Raw genomic sequence first — 20,868 nt, 5'->3', positions numbered from 1 at the left:
TTCCGTGGCGGGGATCAGAAGGTTTCCATCCAGGGGCGCAGGTCCAGTTCGTGTACCCAGCAGTCGCGCGGCTGGCAGTGGATCTGCCAGTAGGTCTCGGCGATGTGCTCGGGATCGAGGATGCCGTCCTGCTCCTTGCGCTTGTACAGCTCGGGCAGGGTTTCGCGGATGAAGTCGGTGTCGATGGCGCCGTCGATGATCGGGTGGGCGACGTGGATGCCCTTCGGCCCCAGCTCGCGCGCCATGCTCTGGGCCAGGGCACGCAGGGCGAACTTGGCGCCGGAGAACGCGGCGAAATGCGCGCGTCCGCGCAGCGAGGCGGTGGCGCCAGTGAAGATGATCGTTCCGCGCTGCCGCGGCAGCATCACCCGCGCCGCCTCGCGGCCGGTGAGGAAGCCGCCGAAGGCGGCCATCTCCCAGACCTTGCGATAGACCCGTTCGGTGGTTTCGGTGATCGGGAACCAGACGTTGGCGCCGACGTTGAAGATCACCGCCTCCAGCGCACCGACCTCACCCTCGATGCGGGCGAAGAGGTCGATCACCTGCTGCTCCTGGCGTGCGTCGCAGCCGCAGGCCAGGGCCTCGCCGCCTTGGTCGCGGATGGCCTGCACCAGCGGCTCCAGCTTCTCCGCGTTGCGCCGGGCGACGCACGCCACGTAGCCCTCGCGGGCGAACCGCCGGGCGATGGCGCCACCGGTGGCGTCGCCGGCGCCCATTACCAGAACCGCTTTGCGCTGGGTCATTGCAGAGGCCTCTCTTGTTAGTTCTTTTTTAGAACCCAATAGAGACGATAGTTAGTTCTTAAAAGGAACTTGTCAACTGGCAAGGGCTCGAGTGATATCCGCGCACCAATTACTCTGCCTGTCCCGGCCTGCCCGGCACGTCCTCTCCCTGAAGAGAGGGGACCGGTCGGCGGAGCCTGGTACGACAGCGTCCTTCCTGCCGTAACGCCATCGGCGTTTATCCGCCGATTCGCGTCGGCGGCCAGGCCTGGAACGCTCAGCCGCGCCGCAGCAGGCGCCCCTTCCAGAACAGCCCCTCGCGTACCGTCACGTCCCGCGCGTGCAGCGGCTCACCGCATTCGGAACAGACCAGCACGCCATGCATGTGCTGGCCGCAATGCTTGTGCACATGCTCGAGTGGCGGCCCCTCGACGCCGGCGAGGTGGCGGTCGCCCCAGTTCACCAGGGAAAGGATGGCCGGGTACAGTTCCATCCCTTTCTCGGTAAGCCGGTATTCCTCGCGCAGCGGCCGTTCCTGGTAGGGCACCTTGGCCAGTATCTCCGCTTCGACAAGGCGCTTGAGGCGGTCGGCGAGGACGTGGCGGGTCACGCCGAGGCTGCGCTCGAAGTCGTCGAAACGGCGCACGCCGAGAAAGCAGTCGCGCAATACCAACAGGGTCCAGCGATCGCCGAGGATCGCCAGCACCCGCGCCAGCGAACAGGGTTGTTCGCTCAGTTCTTCCCAACGCATGAGACACCTCCAGCCGTTCGGCAAAGGATAGCCGCGTGGGTTCTGAAACGAAACCGACCGGCCACGCCTTTCCAGCGGCCCGCCGCCCATGGCATAACCGCGTTCCTGTCTCCTGTCCCGGAATCCCGACCATGTCGCTCGACTGGACCTGCAAGCACCACGCCGACCTCACCCTGAAGGAACTCTACGCGCTGCTGCAATTGCGCACCGAGGTCTTCGTGGTGGAACAGAAATGCCCCTACCAGGAAGTCGACGGCCTCGACCTGGTCGGCGATACCCATCACCTGATGGCCTGGCGCGACGGCCAGTTGCTCGCCTACCTGCGCCTGCTGGACCCGGTTCGCCACGAGGGCCAGGTGGTGATCGGCCGGGTGGTCAGTTCCTCGGCCGCGCGCGGCCAGGGGCTTGGTCACCAGTTGATGGAACGCGCGCTGCAGGCGGCGGAGCGCCTCTGGCTGGACACCCCGGTATACCTCTCGGCCCAGGCCCACCTGCAGGGCTACTACAGCCGCTATGGCTTCGTCGCAGTCACCGAGGTCTACCTGGAAGACGACATCCCGCACATCGGCATGCGCCGGGCCTGAGGCCCGGAACGCCGCGGACGGTGGGGGAAGGAAAGGGAATCAGGCCTGCGGCTTGAGCACGCCGGGCAGTTGGGCTTCCAGCTTGGCGTTGTTCAGCGGCGCGCGGATGAAGCCGTGCTGCTCGCCGTCCGGGCCGATGATCACCAGGTTGCCGCTGTGGTCGACGGTGTAGTTGGGCTTGCTGGTGTCGGCGGGGATGTAGGGGATGCTCATGGCGTTGGCCAGCTTCTGGATGTTCTCCGGAGTACCGGTGAGCCCCTGGAAGCCGGCGTTGAAGTAGCCCAGGTATTGCTTGATCTGCTGCGGCGTATCGCGGTTCGGATCGACGCTGACGAATACCACCTGCAGGTCGTCGCGCACCTCCTGCGGCAGCTTGCCCTGCAATTCGCGGAGCTGGGCGAGGGTGGTCGGGCAGACATCGGGACAGAAGGTGTAGCCGAAGAACAGCAGGTGCCAGCGACCCTTGAGGCTGGCGGTGCTGACCGCCTGGCCGTCCTGGTTGGTGAACTCCAGCGCCGGCACCTTGCGCGTCTGCGGCAGGATCACGATGCCGGCGTCGAGCAGCACGGTGGGATCGGCCTGGCGCTGGGCGGTGAGCACCTTGTGCACGGTGAGGCCGAGGACCAGGGCGACCAGGGCGACGAGGACGAGGACGGTCTTGTTGACTCGAGTCATGGGTGGGCAAGGCTCTAGAGTGGGATCAGAGAAGCAGCTTCAGCGGCAGATAGTGGTCCACCAGCAGCGCCATGAACAGCAGGAACAGGTAGACGATAGAGTACTTGAAGGTCTTTATCGCCGCATGTGGCCGGCTGTCACAGTAGAGCGCCCAGGCCCAGTCGAGGAAGCGCGCGCCCAGGGCCAGGGCGCAGAGCAGATAGACCAGCCCGCTCATGTGGATGACGAACGGCATCAGGCTCACCGCGAACAGCACCAGGGTATAGAGCAGGATGTGCAGCTTGGTGTAGCGCTCGCCGTGGGTCACCGGCAGCATCGGGATGTCGGCCTTGGCGTATTCGTCCTTGCGGTGGATGCATAGCGCCCAGAAGTGCGGTGGGGTCCAGGCGAAGATGATCAGTACCAGCAACAGCGGCTCGGCGCTCAGGTGGCCGGTGATGGCGACCCAGCCGAGCAGCGGCGGCGCCGCCCCGGCGAGCCCGCCGATGACGATGTTCTGCGGCGTGGCGCGCTTCAGGAAGCCGGTGTAGAGCGCCGCATAGCCGAGCAGCGAGGCGAGGGTCAGCCAGGCCGTCAGCGGGTTGGTGAAGGCCAGCAGCACGGCCATCCCGGCCAGCGCCAGGAGCAGCGCGAAGCCCAGCGCCATGCTCGGCGACACCCGGCCCTCGGCCAGCGGCCGCTTGTGGGTCCGCGCCATGATCGAGTCGATGCGCCGGTCCACCACATGGTTGACCGCCGCCGCCGCACCGGCACAAAGGCCGATGCCGAGGTTGCCGAAGATCAGCACCTGCCAGGGCACGAAGCCATCCAGCGGCGCCTTGGTGGCGAGCAGCATGCCGATCAGCGAGGTGATCAGCATCAGCACCACGACCTTGGGCTTGGTCAGTTCGAGGAAGTCGCGCCAGGTCGGCTGGCTGTGGCGATCGATGACGGTGGCCATATCCTTACCTCCATCCTTCTGTCTGTCAGGCGGCCTTCAGCCGCGAACCTTGCGCCGGCGGCAGCGTGCGGCGCACGCGCTGCGGCGACGGTGCCGGCGCGCGGACGCTGGCCGGCGCGCGCAGGCGATAGTTGACCAGCACCAGGCTGAGCAGCAGCAGGGCGCCACCGCCGTTGTGCGCCACCGCCACCGGCAGCGGCAGGTGCAGCAGCACGTTGCTGATGCCCAGGCCGATCTGCAGCGACAGGCCGAGCAGCATCAGCGCGGTCGGCCAGACCAGGCCGCTGCGCTGCAGGCGCCAGGCGAGCAGCAGGAGGACCAGGGTCACGCACAGCGCGCCGATCCGGTGGGTCATGTGGATCGCCGTGCGCGCGTCGCTGTCGAGCTGGCCGCCGAGGTAGTTGGGGCCGATGTGCTGGGTCAGGTGGAAGCCGTTGGCGAAGTCCATCCGCGGCCACCACTCGCCATGGCAGGTGGGCAGGTCGATGCAGGCCACCGCCGCATAGTTGCTGCTGACCCAGCCGCCGAGGGCGATCTGGCCGATCACCAGGAGCAGGGCCAGCCCCGCCAGTCCGCGGGTCGCCGCCGGGTAGCGCCGCGCCGCGAAGCGTCCGGAGAGGCGCAGGGCGAGGAGAAAGAGCAGCGCCAGGGTGGTGAAGCCGCCGAGCAGATGGGCGGTGACCACCTGCGGCCAGAGCTTGAGGGTCACCGTCCACATGCCGAAGGCGGCCTGCGCGATCACCACCGCGAGCAGCAGCAGCGGCAGCTTCAGCGGTTGGCCGTCGCGCCCGCGGCGGACCAGCGCATGCAACGCCAGGCCAAGGATGAGCAGGCCGAGGGCGCCGGCGAAATAGCGGTGGATCATCTCGTTCCAGCCCTTCTGTGCCTCCACCGGGGCGTCGGGGAAGTGCAGTTCGGCGTGGGCCAGTTGCGCCTCGCTCAGCGGCACGTGGACGAAGCCGTAGCAGCCTGGCCAGTCCGGACAGCCGAGGCCGGCGTGGGTCAGCCGGGTATAGGCGCCGAGCAGGACCACCACGGCGGCCAGCAGGGTCGCCAGCACGGCGACGGTGAAACCGGGTTTGCGGGTTGCGCCTGACATTCGCGGGCCCCTTTTTCTTGTCGTTCTGTCCTCATCGGGCCGGGAACCGCGCCGGCCACGCCGATCAACCGATATGCGAGAGCTTGAGCAGCAGTTGCACGTCCTTCAGCAGCTTCTTGCCGTTAGCCTTGGCGTCGTAGCGCAGCACCAGGTTGCCGTGCGGGTCGACCACCCACAGCAGCGGCCGCTCGCCGCCGCCGGCCTTGTCGTACAGGGCCGGGTCCAGGCCGTAGCGCTGCAGGCGCGGGTAGTCCTGCCTCACCAGGTTGGCGAAGGCCGCCGGCAGCTCGCCGCTGGCGGCCAGGGCGTGGCCGGCGCGCGAGGCTTCGCGGCCGAGGGCGATGTTGACCTGGCGGGCCAGGTAGACCAGTTGCTGGCAGTCCTCGCCGCAAGTGCCCGGCGCGGTCACCAGCAGTTGCCACTGCTCGCCCTGGCTGCGTCCCTGCACGCCGAGGTCGGCGGGGGTCTGGCCGTTGCCGATCAGCGCGCCGCTGTAGCTGCGCCCCTGCGGCACCCAGAAATTCCATTTGTACATGGCGCTGGCGAGCAGCATCGGCCCCACCACCAGGCCGATGATCGCCAGCAGTTGCAGGCGGCCACGGGCGCGGCGCGGACGTTCAGGCATCGGAATCGCGAGACTCATGGTTTTTCTCCCGTGCGCGGCGCACACCGAGGTAGAGGTAGAGGGCGAGCAGGGCCGTCGCCAGGGCGAACCACTGCACGGCGTAGCCGGTGTGCCGCTCCGGCGGCATCGAGACCAGGGGCCAGTCGGTGTCGAAGCTGGCGTCGCCCGGTTCCAGGCGGATTTCCCAGGGCAGCCCGGCGCGACCGAAGGCCTGCCACAGCGCCGGGATGTCGAGCTGGGTCACCAGGCGCGGCCAGCCGCCGGCCGGCGCGTCGGCCAGGTGCAGACCGCCGGGTGGCGGCAGGTAGGTCCAGGCATCGAGCAGGAGGACGCGGTCGGGGGTTTCCAGCGCCGGCGGCGAGCGTCGGTCGCTCCAGGCGACCCAGCCGCGGTTGACCAGCAGCCAGAGGCCGCTGGCCTGGTCGTAGAAGGGTTGCAGCACCTCGACCCCGGCCTGCCCGTTGCGCAGCCGGTTATCCAGCAGCAGCGTATGCCGCTCGTCGAAGCGGCCGTGCAGGCGCACGCGGACGTACGCCGGGTCGCGCAGCCCCTCTAGCTGCCCGGGCGACACCGGCTCGGCGCCGCGCCGGGCCTCGTAGCTGGCCAGCAGGGCGCGCTTCTCGTCGGCCCGCTGCAACTGCCAGGTGCCCAGCCAGAGCAGCACCGGCAGCAGGCCGAGGACTACCAGGGTCGGCAGCAGGCCGGGGCGGAACGCGCCACGCATGCTGCGTCTGTCATTGCGTCCGGCCTCCCCGAGGCGCTGGCTATACTGCATGAATCCCCCCATCGCCGGAGTCCCACCATGTTGAAAGTGGCGATCGTCCTGCTACTGCTGGCTACCCTGGTGAGCCTGTTCAGCGGCCTGTTCTTCCTGGTCAAGGACCAGGGCCATGGTTCCCGCGTGGTCAATTCGCTGACCGTCCGCGTGGTGCTCGCCGCGGCGACCCTGGCGCTGGTCGCCTGGGGCTTCTACAGCGGCGAGCTGAACAGCCACGCGCCCTGGCATTTCTGATTCCCCCGGTGGCGGTCAGATCACGTAGACGAAGATGAACAGGCCGATCCAGACCACATCGACGAAGTGCCAGTACCAACTGGCGGCCTCGAAGCCGAAGTGGTGCTCGGCATCGAAGTGACCGCGCAGGATGCGGATCAGCATGATGCTGAGGATCAGCGCGCCGAGGGTCACGTGGGCGCCGTGGAAGCCGGTGAGCATGAAGAAGGTCGAGCCGTAGATACCGGCGCCGAGGGTCAGGCCCAGCTCGTTGTAGGCGTGCACGTATTCCTCGGCTTGCAGGATCAGGAAGGCGATCCCCAGCAGCACGGTCAACGCCAGCCAGGCCTTGAGCGGGCCGCGCTTGTTCTTCTTCAGGGCGTGGTGGGCGAAGGTCACGGTGAAGCTGGAGGTGACCAGCAGGATGGTGTTGATCAGCGGCAGCTTCCACGGCTCGATCACCGCGCTCGGCGGCGGGAACAGCTTCGGGTCCGGGGTCTGCAGCAGCGGCCAGCTGTACTGGAAGTTCGGCCAGAGCATGTGCGCCACGCCCTTGGCACCCTCGCCGCCGAGCCAGGGACCGGCGAAGTGGCGGACGTAGAACAGCGCGCCGAAGAAGGCGGCGAAGAACATCACCTCGGAGAAGATGAACCAGCTCATGCCCCAGCGGAACGAGCGGTCCATCTGCGCGCTGTAGAGTCCGGCGCGGCTCTCGCGGATGACGTTGCCGAACCAGCCGAACAGCATGTAGGCGATGATCAGCCCGCCGACGAAGAAGATCCACGGGCCATGGGACTCCTTGTGGCCGGCGGTGAGGTCGTTGAACCAGGTACCCAGGCCGAACACCGTCACCAGCAGGCCGATGCTGGCGATGATCGGCCACTTGCTCTGGGCGGGGACGTAATAGTGTTCGTGGCTTGCCATGTTGTTCTCCTTATCGTCCCGCAACCGGTACGGGCGGCTTCCGCGCAGTGATATCGAAGAGGGTGTAGGCCAGCGTCACGTGCCGCACATCCTTGGGCAGATCGCGGTCGACGATGAAGCGCACCGGCATCTCGATGCTCTCGCCGGGTTGCAGCACCTGCTGGGTGAAACAGAAGCATTCGGTCTTGTGGAAGTAGGCGGCGGCCTCGGCCGGGGCGATGCTCGGGATGGCCTGCGCGGTCATCGGCTTGTCGCTCGGGTTGCGCGCGTAGAACACCATCTGGTTCACCGCGCCGGGATGCACCACCAACTGGTCGCCGGCGGAGCGGAACTCCCAGACCATGTCGATATTGTTCGAGGTCATGAACTGCACCTTCACCTCGCGCCCGACATCCACCTGCTGCTCGCCGCTGTAGGCGCTGCCGGCGGTCTTGCCGTTGATCCCCAGGGCGCGGCACATCACGTCGTAGAGCGGCACCAGGGCGAAGCCGAAGGCGAACATCAGCACGGTCACCAGCAGCAGGCGGCCGACCAGGCGGCGGGTATCGACCTTGGCATCGCTCATGGCGCGCTCCTCACTTGACCTCGGGCGGGGTGCTGAAGGTGTGGTAGGGCGCCGGCGAAGGGATGCTCCACTCCAGGCCCTCGGCGCCGTCCCAGGGCTTGGCAGGGGCCGGCTTGCCGCCGCGGATGCACTTGATGACGATGAACAGGAACAGCAGCTGGGTGGTGCCGAACATGAAGGCGCCGATCGACGAAACCATGTTGAAGTCGGCGAACTGCAGGTTGTAGTCGGGGATCCGTCGCGGCATGCCGGCGAGGCCGACGAAGTGCATCGGGAAGAACGCCAGGTTCATGCCGATGAAGCTCATCCAGAAGTGCAGCTTGCCAAGGGTCTCGTCGTACATGTGGCCGGTCCACTTCGGCAGCCAGTAGTAAGCCGAGGCGAAGATGCCGAAGATCGCGCCGGGCACCAGCACGTAGTGGAAGTGGGCGACCACGAAGTAGGTGTCGTGGTACTGGAAGTCCGCCGGGGCGATCGCCAGCATCAGTCCGGAGAAGCCGCCGATGGTGAACAGGATGACGAAGGCCACGGCGAACAGCATCGGCGTCTCGAAGGTCAGCGAACCCTCCCACATGGTGGTCACCCAGTTGAACACCTTCACCCCGGTGGGCACCGCGATCAGCATGGTGGCGTACATGAAGAACAGCTCGCCGGTGACCGGGATGCCGACCACGAACATGTGGTGCGCCCAGACCACGAAGGAGAGGAAGGCGATGCTGGCGGTGGCGTAAACCATCGAGGTGTAGCCGAACAGCGGCTTGCGCGCGAAGGTCGGGATGATCGCACTGACCGCACCGAAGGCGGGCAGGATCATGATGTACACCTCGGGGTGGCCGAAGAACCAGAACACGTGCTGGAACAGCACCGGGTCGCCGCCGCCGGCGGCGCTGAAGAAGCTGGTGCCGAAGTGGATGTCCATCAGCATCATGGTCACCACGCCGGCCAGCACCGGCATCACCGCGATCAACAGGAACGCGGTGATCAGCCAGGTCCAGACGAACAGCGGCATCTTCATCAGGGTCATGCCCGGGGCGCGCAGGTTGAGGATGGTGGCGATCACGTTGATCGCGCCCATGATCGAGCTGATCCCGGCCAGGTGGATGGCGAAGATGAAGAAGGTCACGCTGTGCGGGGCGAAGGTGGTCGACAGCGGCGCGTAGAAGGTCCAGCCGAAGTTGGGGCCGCCGCCGGGCATGAACAGGGTGCTGACCAGCAGGCCGAAGGCCGCCGGCAGCAGCCAGAAGCTGAAGTTGTTCATCCGCGGCAGGGCCATGTCCGGCGCGCCGATCATCAGCGGGATCATCCAGTTGGCCAGGCCGACGAAGGCCGGCATCACCGCGCCGAAGACCATGATCAGGCCGTGCATGGTGGTCATCTGGTTGAAGAACGCCGGCTCGACGATCTGCAGGCCGGGCTGGAACAGCTCGGCGCGGATCACCATGGCCATCGAGCCGCCGAGCAGGAACATCATGAAGCTGAACCACAGGTAGAGGGTGCCGATGTCCTTGTGGTTGGTCGTCAGCACCCAGCGCATCAGGCCCTTGGCCGGTCCGTGGTGGTGGTCGCCGGCATGGTGGTCGGGCGTATCGATCACAGCACTCATGGCGGTCTCCTATTGTTGTTTCTGCTTGTAGGCGACGACGTCTTTCGGGGTGACCATGTCGCCATCGTCGTTGCCCCAGGCGTTGCGCTCGTAGGTGATCACCGCGGCCAAGTCGACCTCGTTGAGCTGCTTGCCGAAGGCCGCCATGGCGGTGCCGGGCACGCCGTTGAAGACCACTTCCAGGTGGTGCTCCTTGGGCCCGGTGACGATCTTCGAGCCCTTCAGCGCAGGGAACATCGGCGGCATGCCCTGGCCTTCGGCCTGGTGGCAGGCGGCGCAGATGGTGTGGTAGACCTTGTCGCCGCGCGCGACCAGTTCTTCCTTGGTCCACTCCTTGCTGGTCAGTTCCTTGACCTTCGCCGCCTCTTCCTTGCGCTTGGCCAGCCACTGGTCGAACTCGGCCTTGGGCTTGACGTCGACCACGATCGGCATGAAGCCGTGGTCCTTGCCGCACAGCTCGGCGCACTGGCCGCGGTAGATGCCGGGCTCGTCGACCTTGGTCCAGGCCTCGTTGACGAAGCCGGGGATGGCGTCGCGCTTGACCGCGAAGGCCGGCACCCACCAGGAATGGATCACGTCGCTGGAGGTGATCAGGAAGCGCACCTTGGTGCCCACCGGCAGCACCAGCGGCTCGTCCACCTCCAGCAGGTAATGCTCGTCCTTCGCCTGCCGGTTGTGGATCTGGTCCTGCGGGGTGGCCAGGTTGCTGAAGTACTCGACGTCCTGGCCCAGGTACTTGTACTGCCACTTCCACTGGTAGCCGGTGACCTGCACGTCCAGCTCCGGCTCGGAAGTGTCGTAGATGTGGATCAGGGTGCGGGTGGCGGGCACCGCCATCACCACCAGGATCACGAACGGCACCACCGTCCAGAGGATTTCCACCGTGGTGCTCTCGTGGAAGTGCGCCGGCTGCTGGCCGGTGGAGCGGCGGTGGACGATCATCGACCAGAACATCGCGCCGAAGACCAGCACGCCGATCACCACGCAAATCCAGAAGATGGTCATGTGCAGGTCGAAGACGGACCGGCTCACCTCGGTAGCGCCCGGGGCCATGTTGACCGTCCAGGCGGCATTCGCCTGGCTGATCGCCGAGAGCAAAAGGAAGCCCATCCAGACTCGTGGATGTCGCAGCATTCGGGTTCCCCTTATCGTTGTTTTTATCCCGCCGGCAGACGCCAACGGCCAAGGGGTGGACCGCCAAGACAACGAACTTTGACCGTCGCACCTCGGCACACAGCAAGGCAGGCCGGGTTCATCAGGTTCAGCATTCGAGTGGGAGTATAGACAGCGGCTGCGACATAACAACGCAGCGTAAAAACGTCGCTGGAAAGTGCCGATTCTTCTCTAAAAGCCGCGAGCGGCGTGGCTTTGCAGGCGAATGGTGGCCGCCTGATATATCATCCTCGCATAACCACGAAGCGATTATGACAATCGCGTCTTAGCCGGCGCGCGCCGCCGGCTATGTTTCTCCTCTTCTTCACCATCCCCGTTGTATGGGAGAACCCATGAACACCGCTGCCCTCCGTGAACTCATCCAGCAGGCGCACCTCAGCGAAGCCCGCCACGGTCACCTGGCTGATCTGATAGCCAGCCGCCTGCCCCGCCTGCATCGCACCATCCAGCCGCAAGGCGAGAACACGGAAGACATACTCACCCGCTTCGTCCACGCCTACGTCGAACAGGTACCGGACCTGCTCGACGCCGCCAACAGCGTGGCCCGCGAAGCCGGCATCGAGGAACGGATCAAGCCGGTGCTGAAGGTCGCCGAGCAGTTCTTCCTCACCCCGCCGGCGTTGCTCGCCGGCCACGACGGCCTCGACGCCCTGCTCGACGAGGCCTACCTGGCGCACCGCCTGGTGGAAGAAGTGAACGACCGCTACATCGCCCACTTCGGCCAGGCGCTGATCCCGCTGGACACCACCGTGGCCAACCTGGTGGCCCACCAGTTGATCGGCGAGCCGTTCGCCAACCGGCTGGACGAAGCCGTCCACCATGCGGTGGAGAACATGCTCGACGCCACCACCTTCGACGCCGACTCGGCCCGCGCCTACCGCGAGAACCTGAAGAACCCGCGGGTGGTCGCCGCCTGGCAGCAGTGGCCGTGCCTGTCGAAGCAGCTCGGGGTGGAACTCAGCCTGGGCTGACCGCCCCGCCATTGCGCGCGCCGCCCAACCCGACGCTGCCGCGCAGGCGCCCTTCCAGGCGACGCTTCAAGGCGCGCGGTTCGATCACCAGGCGCGAGCCCTGCACCGGTGCCATCCGCCCCCAGTCCTCGAGCAGCTCCATGCAGGCATGGTCGACATAGCTGAGGTTATCCATCGGTACGTGCAGGGTGGTCCCCGGCTTGACCTCGTCGAGCACCCGCGACAGCGCCGGCACCTTGAGGAAAGTCGCGGCGCCGCTCAGGCGCAGCTCGGCTTCATGCTCGCCGGTGTAGCGCAGGGCGATCTTCAGCCGCGCCGCCTTCAGCACCAGCTTCAGCAGGGTCAGGGCGAAGCCCACCAGCACGCCGGTCAGCAGGTCGGTGAAGACGATGGCCAGGGCGGTGGCCGCGTACACCAGCATCGGCATCCGGCCGTAGCGAGAGAGGTTGCCGAGGGCCTTGAAATCGACCAGCTTGACCCCGGTATAGACCAGCACCCCGGCCAGGCTCGCCACCGGAATCTGCCGCAGCAGGCTGCCGAGCAGGAGGACGAAGGCGAGCAACCAGAGGCCGTGGAAGATCGCCGAGGCGCGGGTTCGCGCACCGGCGTTGACGTTGGCCGAGCTGCGCACGATCACCCCGGTCATCGGCAGCGCGCCGAGCAGGCCGCAAAGCATGTTGCCGACACCCTGGGCGGACAGCTCGCGATCCATGTCCGAGCGCGGGCCGTCGTGCAGGCGATCCACCGCCGCCGCCGAGAGCAGGGTCTCCGCACTGGCGATGAAGGCCACCACCACCGCCGCCAGCAGCAGGGAGGGATCGGCCAGGGCCAGCAGGTCGGCCGGGCGTAGCCAGTCGATGGCCTCGCCGAGGTTGGCCGGTACCTCGACCCGCCGCACGTCCAGCGCCAGCCAGAGGCTGGCCAGGGTCGCCAGGCTCACGCCGAGCAGCGCGCCGGGTAGGAAGCGCAGGCGTTGCGGACGCAGCTTGTCCCAGCCCCACATCACCGCGATGGTGCCCAGCCCGAGCAGCGCCGCGTCGAGGCCGCTGTCCATGCCCAGCGAACCGAGCGCGGCGAACGCCGCCTGGGGGAATGCCAGCAGGTTGTCGAGGCCGGACGCCTTGGGCGCCAGGTCGAGCATCACGTGCAATTGCGAAAGGACGATGAGGATGCCGATGCCGGCGAGCATCCCGTATACCACCGCCGGCGAGGTGACCCGGAACCAGCAGCCCAGGCGCAGCCGCCCGGCGAGCAGCTGGATGGCGCCGGCGAGCAGCAGGATCGGCCCGAGCATGGCCACCCCGTAGGTACGCACCAGTTCGAAGACCAGCACCGCGAGGCCGGCCGCCGGGCCGCTGACCTGTAGCGGCGAGCCGGCCAGGAAGCCGACCACCAGGCCACCGACGATGCCGGTGAGCAGGCCCTTGGCCGGCGGCATCCCGGAGGCGATGGCGATGCCCATGCACAGCGGCAGGGCGACGAGGAACACCACCACGGAGGCCATCAGGTCCCGCGGCAACGTGTCCCGGAGGGACGGAAACACCTTTGAAACATGCATGGCACAGTTCTCCTGCGAATTTTTTCCACGACGAGGGAGCGACGCCAGGACCAGGCCCGGCGCCGGTTGTGTGTGCGCAGTGTGTTTTTTCTTGTAATAGCGACCCGTTCAGCCCCGGAACGGGGCTTCCCAGAGGTCGTCCATGGCAGGAACGGCGAAAGGTGACGCGAAAACGCTGTTGTTATCCGGCGGCCCGCACGGCCGCCGCTATCACGAGTTCAGGTAGCGCGGCGCGGGCGTGGCCATCGGCACCGGATGCTCGCCGTCGAGGGGCAGGAAGCGACCCTGTTTGGCGTCGTAGGCGCGGATCTGCGCACTCTCGATGTCGTACACCCAGCCGTGGATGAACAGTTGCCCACTGGCCAGGCGCGAGGCCACCGAGGGGTGGGTGCGCAGGTGATCGAGCTGGGCCACCACGTTCTCTTCGGTAAGCACCCCGAGGGTGTCGTGGCTGGCGCCGCAGTCGCAGTTGTCCGCCACCACCGTGCGCGCCACCTCGGCGTGCCGCAGCCAGGCCTTGACCGTCGGCATGCGTTCCAGGGTCTGCGGGTCGAGCACGGCGCGCATCGCCCCGCAGTCGGAGTGGCCGCAGACGATGATGTGGTGCACGCCCAGCGCCAGCACGGCGTATTCGATGGCGGTGGAGACGCCGCCGTTCATCTGCCCGTAGGGCGGCACCACGTTGCCGACATTGCGGGTGACGAACAGGTCGCCGGGGGAACTCTGGGTGATCAGCTCGGGAACGATGCGCGAATCCGCGCAGGTGATGAACATCGCCCGCGGCCGTTGGCTGTTGGCGAGCTTCTTGAACAGCGCCTGCTGCTCGGGAAAGACCTCCCGGCGGAAATGCTGGAATCCATCGACAATCCTTTTCAATGCGTCGTCAGCGCTTTCCTGCTCTGGAGAATCGGACTTAACGCCCCGCATACGGTCTGGCATGGTTCGGAACCTCGATGAATGGATCGATTGAATTTTCCCACGTCTGCCGACGCTTTCCCCATAGGAAAAAGGCACAACAAACGCAGAGCGACCTACGTGACCGATCGGTCACTTCTGGTGCTCAACGCTAATGCCCGAAGCTTAACCATAAATTAAAAAATCCCTCTATCTCGCACGTTGCCAGCTTTTTTCACGATATTTCCAGAGGATGTCGACAGGCTATCATGGCTAACGAGTGGCATTTCCATTCGCCCCGCATAAGTGGTGAAAGGTTTCAGTCAACCGGTTGGCTACGTGCAGGGAAATTCGTCGAATGGGAAAACCCGGCGCACCGCGCCAGCGGCCATGACCTGGCCGCCCGGTGCCAGCCAGCTATCAGAACAGGTCCAGTTGGCGGCGCACCGGCGCACCGGTGGGGAACAGCGGCAGGTTCGGCACGAAGCGCGCCAGCAGGCACGCCGCAGCCATTCGCTGGCGTTGCTGGCCGTTGCGCAGGACCTGGCGGCAGCGCGCCTCGCCCAGAGGTTCGCCGAGCAGGTAGGCGCGCCCGGCGACGAAGCGCGCGCCGTTGTCACGCCACCAGGCGGAGACTCGCTCCGCCTCCGGCCAGGTAAGGTTCTCGTCGTCGTCGAGGGCGACGTTGTCGTCGTCGGGATCGTCGTTGGGGCCTGGGTCGTAGTCGGGCAAGGCCTCCAGCTCCAGGTCGAGCAACGCCAGGTCGGCGCCGGTGATCAGGCTGAAGGCCTCGCCGGCGACCCGCGCCAGACTCTCGTCGCGCATCTGCTGGATCAGCCAGGGCACCGCCACCGGATCGCCGAACAGGCCGGTGGCCTGGATGCCGATCCGCCGCGTGTCCGCCGCCTGCATCAGTTGGCGAATCCAGGCCATGCTGGTGTCACGCGGCTGCCAGGCGAGCAGCACCATGGTCGCCGGCAGCTGGAACGGGCCGGGCTGCCCGGCGAACGCACGCAATGGCCCTAACGCCTCCTCGTCGCCCATCTGCGCGGTGGCCCAGTTGGCCCAGAAGCGCAGGCTCGGGTCGTCGTGGGCGCGGTAGGCGCGGATATTCGCCATCAGGTCGCGCCGACGCAGTTCGCCGGCGGTGCGCGCGGCGCGCGCCAGCACCGCCGGGTCGGCGTGGCCAAGGGCGGACAGCAGCGCCGGCCCCGGGTCATGCCGGTGCATGCCGCAGGCGGCCAGGCCAATGGCGCGGAACAGCGGCTCGGGCGAGGCCAGCAGGCGCTCCACCCAGGGCCGCGCCTGGCCCCAGTCGAGCCAGCCGAGGGCTGCGGCGAAGAATCGCGCGCCCTCGGGAAAACGCCGTAGGTGCTCGCACAACTGGGCCAGGGCTGTACCGTTCGTGCCACGAAACACCAGTATCGCAGCGACGAAAACCTCTCCCTCGGCGTTTGTGTCCAGCGCCTTCAGCACCAGGTCCAGGCTCCTCAGTCCACCTATCTGCAACGCATCCAGATGCGCCTCAATCCGATTGTCGAGATCCAGCAGGTGCGCCAGGTCGTAGTGGGGAGCACGCACGGCATGGTCGCGCAGCCCCGCCAGAAAGCCGGCCTCCTCGACGTGCTGGTCGATGACAGCGGCGACATTCATCGTCGATCAGTTCTCCGGGCAGACATGACGCTGCCAGGTGCCGCCGTCGTAGCTGAGCACGCATTCATCGCCCACCACCCACATCACCTCGGGTTTGGCATCGATGGCGTAGTAAGCCTTCTTACCCTGCACTGGCACCTTGGTCTCACTCAGGCGCGTACCGTCGTACTCGAGCAACTGGTCGGTCGCGGTCACATAGAGCTTGCCGGCGAACTCCACCATATTCTCCAGTACCTCCGAGCACAGGTCGCGGTCGCCGATATCGGTCCAGCCGACCTGTGCGCTGCCGCGTAGCAGGATGCCGCCGGAACCGCCTATGTAGACAGTGCCATCGGCGGCGCAGTGCACGCAGTAGAGCGGCAGGTTGGTGGGCGCCGCCGATGCCTGCCAGCCCTTGCCGTCCCAATGCCAGATGGCGCCGGCATCGCCGACGGCATACACATCGTCGCGCGAAAACCCGTCTATACCGTTCAGGCAAGCGGTAACCTCGTCCCCCAGGGGGACATAAAGCCCCTGGTCGATACGCTGCCAAACGCCCTTGTTCTGCCGCAGCACCTGGTTCTGGGTGCCGCAGGCATAGAGCTCACCGTCCACCTCGCAGAGATCCATCAGGTAGACGTTGTCGATGTCCAGCGTGGCATCCGTGCTGGACTGCCCGGACGGGTGTTCACGCAACAGGCCGGCGCGTCCCAGGAAGCAGTAGTCACCTTTCTGCTGCCCGCGCCGCGGACTCCTCTGCAGGGCGCTGTAGACGACTTCGGGGATATCGTAGACGTGGAACCAGTCGTCCTGGTCGATCATCATCACCCGGGTCACGCTGGGTTCCGCGCCCTCCAGGTAGAGGTGCCCGGCGAGCAGCGCCTCTTGAGGCCCGATCGCAATGACGTTGGTGAAATAGAGGGCGGTCTCGCTCTTTGCCATGGTTCAGTTCCTATGGACGTCCCGCAGGTGCCGGCGCGGAACGCGCGGGTGGTATGACTTTTCCCGCCGCGCCCGAGGCGCGGAGGTTCGTGGCGGTGGTGCAGCCCGGCCCCTTCTTGGGCTTGGCCTTGTAGTACTGGTCGAGCTGGAAGGCGACGCACTCCTTTTCTTTTTTCGTCAGCTCGCGCGGCGGGCTCAACGCTCCCCCTGCCGAAGCAGCCGCGGTGTTGCGCGCGGTTTCGTACTTGAACGGCTTGCCTTTGTCGAAGTGGTCCAGTTCGACCGGATCGAACTTCGCGTGACAACGCTTGTGCGAGCCCTGGTGCTGGTTGCCGCGCGACACACAGATCACCGGGGCCTTGGAGTGGCTGTAGCCGGCCTTGCCGCGCATACAGCGACCAGGAATCAGGTGGTGGCCGGTCTGTGCGCCCCCGCCCGCCGTGCTAGGGCACGCCTTGCTGTAGGGCTGCAGGCGCAGGTGCTCCATGCCGGCACACTTGCCGCCCGGCTTGAAGGCCGCCTTCATCTTCGAGGTGTGCGGCCAGGTCGCGGTATTGCCGGGAGAGGGGTTGTGGTTGTGGGTGGTCAGGTCGAGATGGCGGACGACGTTCAGGCCTTCGATCTTCACGTCCATCGACCATGAAGTGAAATAGACCTTGCCGGTATTGGTACTGGTGATGATGCCTTTCTTCGGCGCACGCCCAGCCTCGTCGCCGTAGCTCTTCTTGAAGTGGCTCTTGTTCTTGAGCATCACTTCCTTGCGGGTGATCCTTACGGTCCGGCTACCTCGGGTGGTGTCCTTCGACATGCCGGTATTAGGGTAGGGGACCGGCACGCCCAACGGCGTCGGTGGTGCCTGAGGCGGCGTGAAGCAGACGTCGGGGAACGACGCTATCGATTTCCCCGAGGCCGACTTGCAGGAGAGCTCGCGGCCGTTGGCATAGACCTCGTTGGCCATCTAGTTCGCCCTCACTCGCTGGTAGCCAAGCACCACCGCGGCCCGTTCGCCAGCATCGTTGCCCGAATGACAGAGTACCTGCGGGCCGTGTGCATACCCCTTGCGTGAGGCGGCAAGGGCGATGCACAGCAGCGCGGGGCCTGTCATCGCTCCGCACTCGCCGATGCAATCCGCAGGGCTCCAGAGTTCGACGCGCTCCTTGCGCACCCGCAGGGTTCGACTCAAGGCCAGCGCGGCCTCCTTGAAGTAATACTGCTCGCCGGGGAGGTCTGCCAGGCGATAGTCGACAAGTTCGTAACCGAACCCGCAGTCCGCGAACGCCGCTTTCACCGCCTGGGTGAGGCCGTCCGCCCGCAGCGGCAGGCCCTCGCTTTCGACGGTAGCCTTCTCCACCCCGAACCCCAGCCCCAGGCACAGCAATTGCGGTTCCTCGCTGGCGCACGCGGCCGTCACCAGTACCGCCGCCGCGCCTTCACCGGGGATGAAGCCATCCTGGCAGTGGCTGCCCAGCAGCCGGTCGCGTTCCTGGTAGGCCGCCAGCGTCGCCGCGGTCAGGTAGGAATCGACTCCGGCGATCAGCACCTTCGAACACCCCTGTTCGATGAGCTTGCGCGCGTTGAGGAGCGCCACCGCGGCGCTCACCCGACCGCGCGGGATGACGCAGGAACGTTCATGGAAGCGGTAACCCAGGCGCTCTTCGATGGCCTGTAGCAAAGGCTGCTCCAACCCCGCCAGTCGTCCGGGCCGGTCGACTTCGGCAACGCCAAGCAGCAACGGCATTTCGCGAATGTCCTCGGCGGGCAACCCGGCCACACATTCGGCGATGGCCATGGCAGCCATCCCCACCAATTGCGCGTAGCCGGAGGACGGCTCGGGCAGCATCACCGGAGCGCCGACCAACCATTCGCCGCCCTGGTCGATGAAACGCGTCTCCTGGAAGTTGTCCAGGGCGCAGCGGATCGCCGCGCAGCTGGCCGGCGCGCTGAGGCCGACCGCGCTGACCATGCCGGAGGCGACGATGCTCAGGACCTGGCTCATGCCTCGTCCTCCTCGGCCTGGCGGCTGCGTACCAGTGCGGCAAGCGAGGGGTAGTAGTCCTTGCCCAGCTCGCGGGCGCGCCACCAGGCGGCGGACTTGCTGCCGACCAGCACCTGGGCGACCTCGAACAGGTTGCGCTTCAACGGCCGGCGAATGCGCCAGGTGACTTCCACGCGACGGGCGTCGCAGTCCACCAGCAGGGTATCGATCCGTGCCTGCGCGGTTTCGTGGCCACCCTTTTTCAGGAAGAAGGTCACCGGCACCTCCCTGCGCGGCACGCGGAAGGCCGCGCGCTCCTCGCCGGTGAGGTTGAGCAGCAGGACCTCCTCGCCGCCGCGCAGATGGTCGGTCCACTGGTCGGCCGGCGCGGACTGGAAGTAACGCTCGTCGAAATCGGCGGGCAGGAACGGGAAGCGCTCGGCCAGCCAGGCGTCGTCGTAGCGGCCGGCAAAGCCGACCCGGGCCTGCCAGTGGCGACCGAGCGGGCCGAGCGCCATCGGCGTGAAGCGGCCGTGGGGGCTGTCCACCGGCTCGCCGAGTTTTTCCGTGGCCGGCATCGGCGTGCCGACGATCTCGGCGGTGTCGGCGCTGCGCGGAAACCAGCCACATCCGGCCGGATTGGCCATGTAGCAATCCATGAAATCAGGGTTGTCCGGCGAGGCATGGCTGCCGCCGAAGGCACTGGCGTAGGAAATGTCCTGGCGCTGGAACGGCTGCGCGACGCCCGCGCCGGCACCGAGCAATCCCGGTTCCCACTGGCGCGGCCCATGCACCGTCAGCGCCTTGCTCACCCGGCCGACGCGGATGCCCGCGGTCAACTGCTGTACCGGCCGCCCGCCGGGCGCCTGGGCGCTGCCCAGCACCAGCACATCGCAGAACGGCTTGAAGGGAACGAACTCGCACTCCCGGCGCGGCGCGGAAAGCCCCGGCTCGCCATAGAATTCATCGACCATCAGCAGCGCCTGCTGCTCGTCCAGCAGGCGCGCCTCGCGACCGTCCAGCGGCAGGTCGAAACTGCCCTTGGCGATCACCACCAGCGACTCCCGGCCTTCGGCGTCGAGCCCCTGGTTGTAGGCGGCGGCCAGCGGGGTGGCGTTCAACAGTTCCATGTCCGGCCCGCCGCGCTCAGTTGATCTGCACCGAACCGCCCTTGATCCGGTTGACCCCGGTGGAGCGGCTGGAGAGGTAGGCGCCATGGATGATCACCTTGCCGGCGCGGGTCAGGGTGATGCTGGCCTTGCCGCAGCGCAGGACGATCTCGCGTTCGGCACTGAACTCCAGGCGCTCGCCGTCCAGTTGCGCCAGCGCTTCCTGCGGCAGGCGCTGGATGCGGCCGATCAGCAGCGGCTGGCGCGGATCGCCGGCGACGAACATCAGCGCTACCTGGGCGCCGATGTCGGCGCGACTGAGCTGAGTGGTGGTGGCCGCCGCCAGGCCGTGCTCGCTCGGGCAACCGGGATAGGCGACCACCGGAGCGGCGGCGTCCGGCACGTCGAGGAGGACGCCGATGACAACGCCGTCCAGCCGCGCGGGAAGGGCCGTCGTGGCCCCAGGTAGATGGATCTCGACACTCATGCGCTGACTCCCTGGCTCTGCGCCGCTTCAGTTCTGGAGGATCTTGCGTCCCTTCACCACCACGTTCTTGTCGGCCTTGACGTTGATCGCCCCGGATCCGTCGATGGTGATGTTCTTGCCGCTGATGACGATGCTGCCGTCCTTCTTCATGCGGATGCTGGCGGCACCGGTGACCAGGGTGATCGAGTCGCCGGCGTTGAGCGTGAAGCTCTTGCCCACGTCCAGGCTATCGTCCTTGCCCACCGAGGTATCGCGGCCCTGGCCGACGCTGCGCGACTCGTTCTTGCCGATGCTGGTGCTCTGGTTGCCGCCTATGTCGATGGTCTCGTTGGCGCCCACCGACTCGCTGCGGTCGGCGCCGATGCTGATCGTCTCGTTGTTGCCCACCGACTCGCTACGGTTCGCGCCGATGCTGATGGTCTCGTCGTTGCCGACGTCCTCGGTGCGATTGGCACCGATGCTGATCTTCTCGTTGCTGCCGACCTTCTCGGTGCGGTCAACGCCGATGCTGATGGTCTCGTTGCTGCCGACGTCCTCGGTGCGGTTCGCGCCGATACTGATCTTCTCGTTGTTGCCGACCTTCTCGGTGCGGTCGACGCCGATGGTGATGGTCTCGTTGTTGTCCACGGTCTCGGTGCGATCGTGCTT

The 20,868-nt window shown here is 66.7% G+C and carries 22 protein-coding genes and 1 pseudogene; 3 read left to right on the top strand and 20 right to left on the bottom strand.

The window, feature by feature from the left end; translation table 11 throughout:
* Positions 1–14 precede the first annotated feature (14 nt).
* Both LT948_RS21825 and LT948_RS21820 read right to left on the bottom strand, forming a co-directional pair.
* The gene (locus LT948_RS21825; protein WP_003083755.1) at positions 15–743 is read right to left on the bottom strand and encodes an SDR family oxidoreductase; all 729 of its coding nucleotides are present in this window, start codon (positions 741–743) and stop codon (positions 15–17) included.
* Between the two features lie 256 nt (positions 744–999).
* Positions 1,000–1,473 (bottom strand): winged helix-turn-helix transcriptional regulator, encoded by a 474-nt coding sequence (locus LT948_RS21820; protein WP_003083753.1) that lies wholly within the window; start codon positions 1,471–1,473, stop codon positions 1,000–1,002.
* Between the two features lie 131 nt (positions 1,474–1,604).
* Between LT948_RS21820 and LT948_RS21815 the strand changes: the two genes are divergently transcribed.
* On the top strand, positions 1,605–2,057 hold the full coding sequence (locus LT948_RS21815; protein WP_009314933.1) for a GNAT family N-acetyltransferase: 453 nt from the start codon (positions 1,605–1,607) through the stop codon (positions 2,055–2,057).
* A gap of 39 nt (positions 2,058–2,096) precedes the next feature.
* Here LT948_RS21815 and senC read toward each other — a convergent pair whose 3' ends face one another.
* The 5 genes from senC to LT948_RS21790 form a co-directional block, all read right to left on the bottom strand.
* On the bottom strand, positions 2,097–2,732 hold the full coding sequence (gene senC, locus LT948_RS21810) for a cytochrome c oxidase copper chaperone SenC (protein ID WP_003083748.1): 636 nt from the start codon (positions 2,730–2,732) through the stop codon (positions 2,097–2,099).
* Positions 2,733–2,757: 25 nt separating this feature from the next.
* Positions 2,758–3,672 (bottom strand): heme o synthase, encoded by a 915-nt coding sequence (gene cyoE / locus LT948_RS21805; protein WP_003083746.1) that lies wholly within the window; start codon positions 3,670–3,672, stop codon positions 2,758–2,760.
* 25 nt (positions 3,673–3,697) lie between these two features.
* Positions 3,698–4,771, bottom strand: a complete 1,074-nt coding sequence (locus LT948_RS21800) for a COX15/CtaA family protein (RefSeq protein WP_003115033.1) — start codon at positions 4,769–4,771, stop codon at positions 3,698–3,700.
* 64 nt (positions 4,772–4,835) lie between these two features.
* Positions 4,836–5,414, bottom strand: a complete 579-nt coding sequence (locus LT948_RS21795) for a hypothetical protein (RefSeq protein ID WP_003110655.1) — start codon at positions 5,412–5,414, stop codon at positions 4,836–4,838.
* Positions 5,389–6,183 carry an SURF1 family protein gene (locus LT948_RS21790; protein WP_003128316.1) on the bottom strand — a complete coding sequence of 265 codons (795 nt, stop codon included), beginning with the start codon at positions 6,181–6,183 and terminating at the stop codon, positions 5,389–5,391. The genes LT948_RS21795 and LT948_RS21790 overlap by 26 nt, the downstream gene beginning before the upstream one ends.
* 15 nt (positions 6,184–6,198) lie before the next feature.
* Here LT948_RS21790 and LT948_RS21785 point away from each other — a divergent pair, with 15 nt between their 5' ends.
* A complete protein-coding gene (locus LT948_RS21785) occupies positions 6,199–6,408 on the top strand; it encodes a twin transmembrane helix small protein (RefSeq protein ID WP_003110653.1) in 210 nt (69 codons plus the stop codon).
* A 15-nt stretch (positions 6,409–6,423) separates the two neighbouring features.
* On the opposite strand, the gene LT948_RS21780 is transcribed toward LT948_RS21785, so the two are convergent.
* From LT948_RS21780 to coxB, 4 genes are read right to left on the bottom strand one after another with little or no spacing between them, the layout of a single operon-like run.
* Positions 6,424–7,311, bottom strand: coding sequence for a cytochrome c oxidase subunit 3 (locus tag LT948_RS21780; protein ID WP_003083728.1), 888 nt, complete (start codon positions 7,309–7,311; stop codon positions 6,424–6,426).
* A 10-nt stretch (positions 7,312–7,321) separates the two neighbouring features.
* On the bottom strand, positions 7,322–7,876 hold the full coding sequence (locus LT948_RS21775; RefSeq protein ID WP_003083725.1) for a cytochrome c oxidase assembly protein: 555 nt from the start codon (positions 7,874–7,876) through the stop codon (positions 7,322–7,324).
* A gap of 10 nt (positions 7,877–7,886) precedes the next feature.
* Positions 7,887–9,479 (bottom strand): cytochrome c oxidase subunit I, encoded by a 1,593-nt coding sequence (gene ctaD, locus LT948_RS21770; protein WP_003083723.1) that lies wholly within the window; start codon positions 9,477–9,479, stop codon positions 7,887–7,889.
* A gap of 9 nt (positions 9,480–9,488) precedes the next feature.
* Positions 9,489–10,613 carry a cytochrome c oxidase subunit II gene (gene coxB, locus LT948_RS21765; protein WP_003101203.1) on the bottom strand — a complete coding sequence of 375 codons (1,125 nt, stop codon included), beginning with the start codon at positions 10,611–10,613 and terminating at the stop codon, positions 9,489–9,491.
* A gap of 371 nt (positions 10,614–10,984) precedes the next feature.
* Between coxB and LT948_RS21760 the strand changes: the two genes are divergently transcribed.
* Positions 10,985–11,623 (top strand): hypothetical protein, encoded by a 639-nt coding sequence (locus LT948_RS21760; protein ID WP_003083705.1) that lies wholly within the window; start codon positions 10,985–10,987, stop codon positions 11,621–11,623.
* On the opposite strand, the gene LT948_RS21755 is transcribed toward LT948_RS21760, so the two are convergent.
* The 9 genes and pseudogenes from LT948_RS21755 to vgrG1b form a co-directional block, all read right to left on the bottom strand.
* Positions 11,610–13,181 (bottom strand): SulP family inorganic anion transporter, encoded by a 1,572-nt coding sequence (locus tag LT948_RS21755; protein ID WP_003083703.1) that lies wholly within the window; start codon positions 13,179–13,181, stop codon positions 11,610–11,612. The genes LT948_RS21760 and LT948_RS21755 overlap by 14 nt on opposite strands.
* Positions 13,182–13,391: 210 nt before the next feature.
* Positions 13,392–14,120: a carbonic anhydrase gene (locus LT948_RS21750; protein ID WP_003083701.1), complete on the bottom strand. Its 729-nt coding sequence runs from the start codon at positions 14,118–14,120 to the stop codon at positions 13,392–13,394.
* A gap of 375 nt (positions 14,121–14,495) precedes the next feature.
* A complete protein-coding gene (locus LT948_RS21745; RefSeq protein WP_033954851.1) occupies positions 14,496–15,728 on the bottom strand; it encodes a TIGR02270 family protein in 1,233 nt (410 codons plus the stop codon).
* 6 nt (positions 15,729–15,734) lie between these two features.
* A complete protein-coding gene (locus tag LT948_RS21740) occupies positions 15,735–16,649 on the bottom strand; it encodes a WD40/YVTN/BNR-like repeat-containing protein (RefSeq protein ID WP_003110650.1) in 915 nt (304 codons plus the stop codon).
* Positions 16,650–16,659: 10 nt separating this feature from the next.
* A complete protein-coding gene (locus LT948_RS21735) occupies positions 16,660–17,607 on the bottom strand; it encodes a DUF4150 domain-containing protein (protein WP_003123791.1) in 948 nt (315 codons plus the stop codon).
* On the bottom strand, positions 17,608–18,645 hold the full coding sequence (locus LT948_RS21730; protein WP_003161052.1) for a 3-oxoacyl-ACP synthase: 1,038 nt from the start codon (positions 18,643–18,645) through the stop codon (positions 17,608–17,610).
* Positions 18,642–19,754: a DUF2169 family type VI secretion system accessory protein gene (locus LT948_RS21725; protein ID WP_003083696.1), complete on the bottom strand. Its 1,113-nt coding sequence runs from the start codon at positions 19,752–19,754 to the stop codon at positions 18,642–18,644. The genes LT948_RS21730 and LT948_RS21725 overlap by 4 nt, the downstream gene beginning before the upstream one ends.
* A gap of 16 nt (positions 19,755–19,770) precedes the next feature.
* On the bottom strand, positions 19,771–20,220 hold the full coding sequence (locus tag LT948_RS21720; protein WP_003136987.1) for a DUF6484 domain-containing protein: 450 nt from the start codon (positions 20,218–20,220) through the stop codon (positions 19,771–19,773).
* Positions 20,221–20,247: 27 nt separating this feature from the next.
* A pseudogene (gene vgrG1b, locus LT948_RS21715) lies at positions 20,248–20,868 on the bottom strand (type VI secretion system spike protein VgrG1b); the annotation flags it as partial.

Source organism: Pseudomonas sp. CP-1, assembly GCF_021213715.1.
In the GTDB taxonomy this organism is placed as follows: domain Bacteria; phylum Pseudomonadota; class Gammaproteobacteria; order Pseudomonadales; family Pseudomonadaceae; genus Pseudomonas; species Pseudomonas aeruginosa.
This window is presented reverse-complemented; position numbering and strand designations above follow the sequence as displayed.